At 68.1% G+C, this 8,462-nt stretch carries 12 protein-coding genes; 1 reads left to right on the forward strand and 11 read right to left on the reverse strand.

Annotation, left to right across the window (positions count from 1 at the left end; genetic code table 11):
• Positions 1-83 precede the first annotated feature (83 nt).
• From rpsQ to rpsJ, 11 genes are read right to left on the reverse strand one after another with little or no spacing between them, the layout of a single operon-like run.
• On the reverse strand, positions 84-368 hold the full coding sequence (gene rpsQ, locus ACWGIG_RS33990; protein ID WP_138894200.1) for a 30S ribosomal protein S17: 285 nt from the start codon (positions 366-368) through the stop codon (positions 84-86).
• Positions 368-592 carry a 50S ribosomal protein L29 gene (gene rpmC, locus ACWGIG_RS33995; protein WP_138894199.1) on the reverse strand — a complete coding sequence of 75 codons (225 nt, stop codon included), beginning with the start codon at positions 590-592 and terminating at the stop codon, positions 368-370. The genes rpsQ and rpmC overlap by 1 nt, the downstream gene beginning before the upstream one ends.
• Complete coding sequence (gene rplP / locus ACWGIG_RS34000; RefSeq protein WP_119286204.1) at positions 592-1,011, reverse strand: 50S ribosomal protein L16; 420 nt, start codon at positions 1,009-1,011, stop codon at positions 592-594. Before rplP ends, rpmC begins: the two co-directional genes overlap by 1 nt.
• 5 nt (positions 1,012-1,016) lie before the next feature.
• Positions 1,017-1,859, reverse strand: coding sequence for a 30S ribosomal protein S3 (gene rpsC / locus ACWGIG_RS34005; protein WP_362417301.1), 843 nt, complete (start codon positions 1,857-1,859; stop codon positions 1,017-1,019).
• Positions 1,859-2,206, reverse strand: coding sequence for a 50S ribosomal protein L22 (gene rplV, locus ACWGIG_RS34010; RefSeq protein ID WP_016645177.1), 348 nt, complete (start codon positions 2,204-2,206; stop codon positions 1,859-1,861). Before rplV ends, rpsC begins: the two co-directional genes overlap by 1 nt.
• Before the next feature lie 41 nt (positions 2,207-2,247).
• Positions 2,248-2,529, reverse strand: coding sequence for a 30S ribosomal protein S19 (rpsS, locus tag ACWGIG_RS34015; RefSeq protein WP_329118635.1), 282 nt, complete (start codon positions 2,527-2,529; stop codon positions 2,248-2,250).
• Between the two features lie 12 nt (positions 2,530-2,541).
• Positions 2,542-3,378 (reverse strand): 50S ribosomal protein L2, encoded by an 837-nt coding sequence (gene rplB, locus ACWGIG_RS34020; protein WP_453325554.1) that lies wholly within the window; start codon positions 3,376-3,378, stop codon positions 2,542-2,544.
• 40 nt (positions 3,379-3,418) lie between these two features.
• Entirely contained in the window at positions 3,419-3,742 is a 324-nt protein-coding gene (gene rplW / locus ACWGIG_RS34025) for a 50S ribosomal protein L23 (RefSeq protein ID WP_266660492.1), read from the reverse strand.
• Positions 3,739-4,389, reverse strand: a complete 651-nt coding sequence (gene rplD / locus ACWGIG_RS34030) for a 50S ribosomal protein L4 (RefSeq protein WP_453325555.1) — start codon at positions 4,387-4,389, stop codon at positions 3,739-3,741. Before rplD ends, rplW begins: the two co-directional genes overlap by 4 nt.
• 7 nt (positions 4,390-4,396) lie before the next feature.
• Positions 4,397-5,041: a 50S ribosomal protein L3 gene (gene rplC / locus ACWGIG_RS34035; protein ID WP_453325556.1), complete on the reverse strand. Its 645-nt coding sequence runs from the start codon at positions 5,039-5,041 to the stop codon at positions 4,397-4,399.
• A 14-nt stretch (positions 5,042-5,055) separates the two neighbouring features.
• Entirely contained in the window at positions 5,056-5,364 is a 309-nt protein-coding gene (rpsJ, locus tag ACWGIG_RS34040; protein ID WP_003948644.1) for a 30S ribosomal protein S10, read from the reverse strand.
• Positions 5,365-6,326: 962 nt separating this feature from the next.
• Between rpsJ and ACWGIG_RS34045 the strand changes: the two genes are divergently transcribed.
• Positions 6,327-8,390, forward strand: a complete 2,064-nt coding sequence (locus ACWGIG_RS34045) for a PIG-L family deacetylase (protein ID WP_453325557.1) — start codon at positions 6,327-6,329, stop codon at positions 8,388-8,390.
• Positions 8,391-8,462: the final 72 nt, after the last annotated feature.

An 8,462-nucleotide genomic window follows, 5' to 3' on the forward strand; every position in this document is an offset into this window, starting at 1 on the left:
CTACGGCCCCACCGAGCCTGGCGGAACTTCCTAGAAGGAAACCCCTCTAGGGCGTCTCTTTGGAATTCCCTTGCGGGAATTACCTACTTGGCCTTCTCGAGGATCTCGACGATGCGCCAGCGCTTCGAGGCCGACAGCGGACGCGTCTCCATGATGACAACGCGGTCGCCGACGCCTGCGGCGTTGGACTCGTCGTGAGCCTTGAGCTTGTTCGTACGGCGGATGACCTTGCCGTACAGCGCGTGCTTGACGCGGTCCTCGACAGCGACGACGACGGTCTTGTCCATCTTGTCGCTGACGACGAGACCCTCACGGGTCTTGCGGAAACCGCGCTGCTCAGTCGTCTCAGTCACATTCTTCTCGCTCATCAGGCGCTCTCCACCGTCTCGATGCCCAGCTCGCGCTCACGCATCAGGGTGTAGATCCGGGCGATGTCCTTACGGACGGACTTGAGCCGGCCGTGGTTCTCGAGCTGCCCGGTCGCCGCCTGGAAGCGGAGGTTGAACAGTTCTTCCTTGGCCTCACGGAGCTTCGCGACGAGGTCCTCGTCGTTCAGCTCGCGCAGCTCAGTCGCCTTCGTACCGGCCACCATCACGACTCACCTGCCTCGCGCCGAACAATCCGGCACTTCATCGGAAGCTTGTGAGCAGCGCGGGTAAGCGCCTCACGAGCAATCTTCTCGTTCGGGTAGGACAGCTCGAACATCACCCGACCGGGCTTGACGTTCGCGATCCACCACTCGGGGGAGCCCTTACCGGAACCCATGCGGGTCTCGGCGGGCTTCTTCGTGAGCGGACGGTCCGGGTAGATGTTGATCCAGACCTTGCCGCCACGCTTGATGTGGCGGGTCATCGCGATACGAGCCGCTTCGATCTGGCGGTTCGTCACGTAGGCCGGGGTCAGCGCCTGGATGCCGTACTCGCCGAATGCGACCTCAGTACCACCCTTGGCCATACCACTGCGCTTGGGGTGGTGCTGCTTGCGGTGCTTGACCCTACGAGGGATCAGCATGTCGGTCAGGCCTCCGTTCCGGTGCTCTCGGCCGGAGCAGCGGCGGCGGGAGCGTCGGCCTTGGGGGCCTCGGCTGCCGGCGCGGACTGCTGCGGCTTGCGGCCACGGCCGCCACGCTCGCCACCACGACCACCACGGGCCGGGCGGTCGGCCGCGCCACCGGCGCCACGGGCCGGGCGGTTACCCGCACGGGCCGCAGCGTTCTCGGCGCGAACCTCGGCGATGTTCTTGACGTCGCCCTTGTAGATCCAGACCTTGACGCCAATGCGACCGAAGGTCGTCTTGGCCTCGAAGAAGCCGTAGTCCACGTTCGCGCGGAGCGTGTGCAGCGGCACACGGCCCTCGCGGTAGAACTCCGACCGGGACATCTCGGCGCCGCCGAGGCGACCGCCGCACTGGATCTTGATGCCCTTGGCGCCGGCCTTCATGGTGCCCTGCATGCTCTTGCGCATGGCACGACGGAAGGAGACGCGGGAGGAGAGCTGCTCGGCAACGGCCTGGGCAACCAGCTGAGCGTCCATCTCGGGGTTCTTGACCTCAAGGATGTTCAGCTGGACCTGCTTGCCCGTGAGCTTCTCGAGGTCACCGCGGATGCGGTCGGCCTCGGCGCCACGGCGGCCGATGACGATGCCCGGACGAGCGGTGTGGATGTCCACACGCACGCGGTCACGGGTGCGCTCGATCTCCACCTTCGAGATGCCGGCGCGCTCCATGCCGGACGTCATCATCCTGCGGATGGCGACGTCTTCCTTGACGTAGTCCTTGTACAGCTTGTCGGCGTACCAACGGGACTTGAAGTCCGTGGTAATGCCGAGTCGGAACCCGTGCGGGTTTACCTTCTGGCCCATTACCGGGTTCCTTCCTTGCTGCTGACGACCACGGTGATGTGGCTGGTCCGCTTACGGATCCGGTAGGCACGGCCCTGAGCACGCGGACGGAACCGCTTCAGGGTCGGGCCCTCGTCCACGTACGCCTCGCTGATGACCAGCGAAGAAGCGTCGGAGTGGTCGTAGTTGTGCGCGGCGTTGGCGATGGCGCTGTCAAGCACCTTGCCAACCGGCACGCTCGCGGCCTGCGGGGCGAAACGCAGGACCGCCTGAGCCTCCGTGGCATCCATGCCACGGATAAGGTCCACCACTCGGCGGGCCTTCATGGGCGTGACGCGGATGTACCGCGCCTGGGCCCTGGCTTCCATGGTTGTCCCTTCGGTGTCGTTCATAGTCTTCGCACCCCGCCTTAGCGGCGCTTCGACTTGCGGTCGTCCTTGACGTGGCCGCGGAAGGTGCGGGTCGGCGCAAACTCGCCGAGCTTGTGGCCGACCATCGACTCGGTGACGAACACCGGGACGTGGATCTTGCCGTTGTGCACCGCGATGGTGTGACCCAGCATGCTGGGGATGATCATCGAGCGCCGGGACCAGGTCTTGATGACGTTCTTGGAGCCAGCTTCGTTCTGTACGTCCACCTTCTTTACAAGGTGTCCGTCGACGAAAGGCCCCTTCTTGAGACTGCGCGGCATCTAAACCCGCTCCTAGCGCTTCTTGTTCGACTTGCGGCGGCGGACGATGTACTTGCTCGAAGCCTTCTTCGGCGAGCGAGTACGACCCTCCTTCTGACCCCACGGGGAGACCGGGTGGCGACCACCGGAGGTCTTACCCTCACCACCACCGTGCGGGTGGTCGACCGGGTTCATCGCAACACCGCGAACGGTCGGGCGAACGCCCTTCCAGCGCATGCGGCCGGCCTTGCCCCAGTTGATGTTCGACTGCTCGGCGTTGCCGACCTCGCCAATCGTGGCGCGGCAGCGGGCGTCGACCAGGCGAATTTCACCGGAAGGCATACGAAGGTGGGCCATGACGCCCTCCTTCGCCAGCAGCTGCACGGAGGCACCGGCGGAGCGGGCGAACTTCGCACCGCCACCGGGCCGCAGCTCGATGTTGTGGATGGTGGTACCCACCGGGATGTTGCGCAGCGCGAGGTTGTTGCCCGGCTTGATGTCGGCCGTGGGGCCGTTCTCAATCCGGTCACCCTGCGACAGGCCACGCGGGGCGAGGATGTAACGCTTCTCGCCGTCCGCGTAGTGCAGCAGCGCGATGCGCGCGGTGCGGTTGGGGTCGTACTCGATGTGCGCGACCTTGGCCGGCACGCCGTCCTTGTCGTGACGACGGAAGTCGATCACGCGGTAGGCGCGCTTGTGGCCACCACCCTGGTGGCGAACGGTCACACGACCGGCGTTGTTACGGCCGCCCTTGCTGTGCAGAGGGCGGACCAGCGACTTCTCCGGCGTGGACCGCGTGATCTCGACAAAGTCGGCTACGGAGGAGCCACGGCGGCCCGGCGTAGTCGGCTTGTACTTGCGGATTCCCATTTCTCAGTCCTCGTCCGATTCCGGACGATCCAGACCGCCGTCAGGCGGTCGGACCGCCGAAGATGTCGATACGGTCGCCCTCGGCGAGGGTCACGATGGCGCGCTTGGTGTCAGCGCGCTTGCCGAAACCGGTCTTGGTCCGCTTGCGCTTCCCCTGCCGGTTGATCGTGTTGACCCCGGTGACCTTGACCGAGAAGACCGCTTCCACGGCCTGCTTGATCTGGGTCTTGTTGGAGCCGGGCGCGACGATGAACGTGTACTTGTTCTCGTCGAGCAGCGCGTAGCTCTTCTCGGACACGACCGGCTTGACAAGAATGTCGCGGTGGTCCGTGAAGGTCTTGCTGGTAACGATCGCGGTCATCAGGCGTCGCTCCCTTCGGTCTCATCGGCCTTGGGGCCAGACACGAAGGACTCGAAGGCGGCCTTGGTGAAGACCAGGTCGTCCGAGACGAGCACGTCGTACGTGTTCAGCTGGCCCGGCTCCAGGATGTGCACCTGGGGCAGGTTGCGGGCGGAGAGCCACGCGGCCTCGTCCGAACGCTCGGCAATCAGGAGCACGTGCTTGCGCTCGCTGACCTTGCCCAGCAGGGACTTGGCGGCCTTCGTGGAAACCGCACCGTCGACCACGCCGGTGACGACGTGGATGCGAGCGTTGCGAGCCCGGTCGGTGAGGGCACCGCGCAGGGCGGCGGCCTTCATCTTCTTCGGGGTCCGCTGCGAGTAGTCACGCGGCTTCGGGCCGTGGACGACGCCACCGCCTGCGAACTGCGGGGCGCGGGTCGAACCCTGACGGGCGCGGCCGGTGCCCTTCTGGCGGTACGGCTTGCGACCGCCACCGCGGACTTCGCCGCGACGCTTGGTCGAGTGCGTGCCCTGGCGGGCAGCGGCCAGCTGAGCGACAACGACCTGGTGGATCAGCGGAATGCTGACCTTGGCGTCGAAGATCTCCGAGGGGAGTTCGACGGTCCCGGCCTTGTCACCTGCCGGCGAAAGGATGTCAATGGTGCTCATCGGTTCCTCAAACCCCCTTGGCCGCGGTGCGGACCAGGACGAGGCCACCGTTGGGGCCGGGGACGGCGCCCTTGATGAGCAGCAGACCCTTCTCGGCGTCAACGGCGTGGACGGTCAGGTTCTGGGTGGTGACCCGCTCGTTACCCATGCGACCCGCCATGCGCATGCCCTTGAAGACACGGCCGGGGGTGGCACAGCCACCGATGGAACCAGGCTTGCGGTGCACGCGGTGGGCACCGTGCGAGGCCTTGCCACCGGCGAAGTTGTGACGCTTCATCACACCGGCGAAACCCTTGCCCTTGCTCTTGCCCGTGACGTCAACCTTGACGCCGGACTCGAACACCTCGGCAGTGATCTCCTGGCCCAGCGTGTACTCGCTGGAGTCCGGGGTGCGCAGCTCCACGAGGTGGCGGCGCGGGGTCACGTCGGCCTTGGCGAAGTGACCCTTGAGGGGCTTGTTCACCTTGCGCGGGTCAATCTCGCCGAAGGCGATCTGGACCGACTCGTAGCCGTCGTTGTCGTTCGTACGTACCTGCGTCACGACGCACGGCCCGGCCTTGACGACGGTCACCGGGACAACCCGGTTGTTCTCGTCCCAGACCTGGGTCATGCCGAGCTTCTCGCCCAGGACGCCCTTGATGTTCTTGCTCATCTCGGCCCGTCCCTTCAGAGCTTGATCTCGATGTCGACGCCCGCCGGCAGGTCGAGGCGCATCAGCGAGTCAACCGTCTTCGGCGTGGGGTCGAGGATGTCGATGAGGCGCTTGTGGGTGCGCATCTCGAAGTGCTCGCGAGAGTCCTTGTACTTGTGCGGCGACTTGATGACGCAGTACACGTTCTTCTCAGTGGGCAGCGGCACCGGGCCTGCGACCGACGCACCAGTGCGGGTCACCGTCTCGACGATCTTCTTCGCCGAGGAGTCGATGACCTCGTGGTCGTAGGCCTTGAGCCGGATGCGGATCTTCTGTCCCGCCATGGCTACTAGTAGTCCTGTCTCTCATAACGCTCTGGAACCCGGGAAGCTGCGCTCTGCGTGCTCAGCACCGCTCCCCTCCGACCCACGCGGTCGGGCGTGTCGCATCCTCGCCAGCGTGAAATCCCAAAGGATTTCCCTGCCTGTAAGGGATGCGGTCCGCGACCGCAAGCCGGGGGAGAACACCCACCGGGTGCCTGGTCAGCACCGCACTAACACTTCCCGAAAGATTCCCGTACGTCCGCTCCAGCGCTGCCCAAGGGGCAGTTGGGGCGACGAGTACTGTGGGACTCGCTTCCGGTCCTCCCGGCGGGAGGCGTGCAGCATCGATACTCAACCGAGCAACCCCGACAGTCTGCCATACGGGGCATGGGGCGCGCCAATCGGGCGGAAGAGATTACCCCCAGGGCGACGGAGGTCAAACCGCCCGTCCGCGCGGACCCCGACGACGCTCTTCGTTCCGGGCAGGAATCACCCCTCCTCACGGGCCGGGCGATTACCGCACGCGACCACCGGAGGGCTGTCGGTGACGTCTCGGCCGAGGCGCAAGTGCGCGACGACGGACCGAGAGGCGCATCACACAGGCCGGGCCGGGTCGCGGAGGACGTAGAACAGCGCATCACGCCGCTCATCACTCACACGGGTGGTCTCTGCCAACTCGGCGGGATTTCAAGGTAGTTGCCGGACAGATGCTCGCCCCGATCACGGGAACACCCGACACCGGAACCGCTTCACCGTCGTCGGCAGCCTCCTCGTCTCGCTGCGCGTCGACGACCCCCGGTTCACCCTCGCCGACCGGGACGTACACCGCCTGGGCCCCGCCGTGGAACCCCGGACACCGGGGAGGCGTGAGACGCGCAACGTCCGACCCGGCGCAGGCAACCCACCGCCCCGTCCCCCCGTCTAGCTGAGCGCAGCGCGAGGACCAGCCGCTGCGGGGGAAGCCGGACGGAGAACCACCACTCATGACCACAGTGCCCGGGTCGCGCCTGCCCAGACGCACCCTGCTGGCCGCCGCGGCGTCCGGCGCCGCGGCCGTCGCCGTTTCCTCCTGTACGGTGCCGCCGCCCCGGCGCCGCGAGCCGGTGACCGATCCCGCTCCTGGGCGGCCCATCGCGCATTCCGAGCGGTCGCTGCTGCTGCAGTTCCTCGCGCACCCGGACGACGACCTGTACTTCATGAACCCGGACACCCGGCGGATGCTGGACGCCGGGACGCCCGTCGTCTCGGTGTACGTCACCGCGGGCGAGGCCAACGGGGTCAATCACGCGCCGGGCGACCCCCGTCCCGAGCCCGACAAGAGCGCGTACGTCTCCTCCCGCCAGCAGGGGCTGCGGCAGGCGTACGCCACCCTGCTGGGGCTGCCGAAGTTCACGCAGTGGCAGCGGACCGTGCTGGAGCTGCGCGGCGGCAAGCAGGCCGAGCTGAACACCCTCGCGAACGGTCAGCTCAGGGCCGACCTCGTCTTCCTCGACATCTCCGTGAACTCCTCCCGCAGCCGGCCCGCCCTGCCCGCCCTGTGGGCCGACCGGGGCATGCGGCAGCGGACCATGGTGGCCGACAACTCCCCCGTCAAGAAGGTGAGTTCGTACGACTACGACGAGCTCGTGGAAGCGCTGACCGGGCTGCTCGACCACTACCGGCCCACCGTCGTGCAGACCCTCGACCCCGATCCGGACATCCAGCACAGCCCCGAGCGCGTACGCAGCAAGGACAGCGAGCAGCGCGGCTACTCCGACCATGCCGACCACACCGCCGTCGCCTGTTTCAGCTGGGCGGCGCTGGTCCGCTGGGTCGCGGAGAGCACCGGCCGGGGCCGCCCGGTCCCCCGCTTCACGACCACCGCCTTCCGCGGCTACTACAACCGGCACTGGCCCAAGAACCTGCCGCCCGGCGTGCTGAAGAAAAAGGCCGCGCCTCTCGTCGAGTACGGCGGCGACGCCGACTGGGAGTGCGGAAATCCGGCCGGCTGCGGGGACTACAGCGTGGGGCGTGGGCGCCCGCTGACGAACTGGAAGGGCTGGGTCCGGTCGACCAACTACCGTTACCCCGGGCCCCAGTTGGTGACCCACGAGCAGGCGGGGAGCCTCTTCGCGTACGGCGTGCTCGGGCTGCGCCTGACCCGCTGGCGAGCCGCCCACGACGGCACCCCGGACGGCGCCTTCGGCTCCCCCGAGGACCTCGGCGGCGGGCCGCTCGCCCCCGTGCTCGGGCAGGCGGTCCCCAAGGAGGGCGGCCTGCTCCTCTTCGCCCTGCGGTTCGCCGCGCTCGGCGGTCACGGCGGTGCCAACACCCGCGAGATCGTCCAGTACGACGGCCGCGCCTGGACCAGCCTGGGCAGCCCGGAGAAGGTCCCGGACCGTGCACGCAGGATCGGCGTCCCGGTGGCGGTCACGGCGGGCGACGGACGGATCCACCTCTTCGTACGGAACGCGGCGAAGAGCGTCAGCACGCGGGTGCGGGACACCCGTGGCCGCTGGGGCCCGTGGCGCGGCCTGGAGGGCCCCGACGGGGACGGCATGGGCGACGGTGACGGCATCCAGGACGGACTGTCGGCCGTCGTCGACGGCCGGGGCCTGGTCCACCTCTTCGCCGCGGCCCGCAGGACGGTACGGCACTGGGCCCAGGCCTCGCCCGGCGCGCCCGTCACCCTGCGGGCCGACGGGCACATGCCCGCGCCCGGCGACGTCCCGCGCGCGCTCGCGTACCGGGACGGGTCGCTCGGCGTCCTCTACCGCGGCCCGCACTCCGCCCGGCTCACCGCGGTCCGCCCGGACGGCACACCACTCCCCCGGACACCCTTCCGCGGGTACGGCCCGGTGGCCGCGGCAGCGGGCCCGACGGGCCCCGTCCTGCTGGGCCGCAACGAAGACGGATCCGTCCAACTCCGCGACGGCAGGGGGAAGTCGAGGCACCACCGGGCGGTCTGCGTCGGGGCGCCGGCGCTGGTCGTCCGTACGACGGCAGGGGAACGCCCGGCGGTCGTCGGCCTGGGCCCGGACGCGACACCCTGGCTCTGGCGGCCGTAGGCCCCGTACCACTCGAAACAACGCGTACAGCCCGCACGACTCGCACAAGAACAACAGAGAGGGCCCCGGCAC

The sequence above is a fragment of the Streptomyces sp. NPDC054863 genome (assembly GCF_053610825.1).

What these genes read in the sequence shown, in the direction of transcription:
- rpmC (WP_138894199.1), bottom strand. Translation starts at nt 592, where the DNA reads ATGGTGGCCGGTACGAAGGCGACTGAGCTGCGCGAGCTGAACGACGAG.
- rplP (WP_119286204.1), bottom strand. Translation starts at nt 1,011, where the DNA reads ATGCTGATCCCTCGTAGGGTCAAGCACCGCAAGCAGCACCACCCCAAG.
- rpsJ (WP_003948644.1), bottom strand. Translation starts at nt 5,364, where the DNA reads ATGGCGGGACAGAAGATCCGCATCCGGCTCAAGGCCTACGACCACGAG.
- rpsC (WP_362417301.1), bottom strand. Translation starts at nt 1,859, where the DNA reads ATGGGCCAGAAGGTAAACCCGCACGGGTTCCGACTCGGCATTACCACG.
- rpsS (WP_329118635.1), bottom strand. Translation starts at nt 2,529, where the DNA reads ATGCCGCGCAGTCTCAAGAAGGGGCCTTTCGTCGACGGACACCTTGTA.
- rpsQ (WP_138894200.1), bottom strand. Translation starts at nt 368, where the DNA reads ATGAGCGAGAAGAATGTGACTGAGACGACTGAGCAGCGCGGTTTCCGC.
- rplB (WP_453325554.1), bottom strand. Translation starts at nt 3,378, where the DNA reads ATGGGAATCCGCAAGTACAAGCCGACTACGCCGGGCCGCCGTGGCTCC.
- rplV (WP_016645177.1), bottom strand. Translation starts at nt 2,206, where the DNA reads ATGGAAGCCAGGGCCCAGGCGCGGTACATCCGCGTCACGCCCATGAAG.
- rplD (WP_453325555.1), bottom strand. Translation starts at nt 4,389, where the DNA reads ATGAGCACCATTGACATCCTTTCGCCGGCAGGTGACAAGGCCGGGACC.
- ACWGIG_RS34045 (WP_453325557.1), top strand. Translation starts at nt 6,327, where the DNA reads ATGACCACAGTGCCCGGGTCGCGCCTGCCCAGACGCACCCTGCTGGCC.
- rplC (WP_453325556.1), bottom strand. Translation starts at nt 5,041, where the DNA reads ATGAGCAAGAACATCAAGGGCGTCCTGGGCGAGAAGCTCGGCATGACC.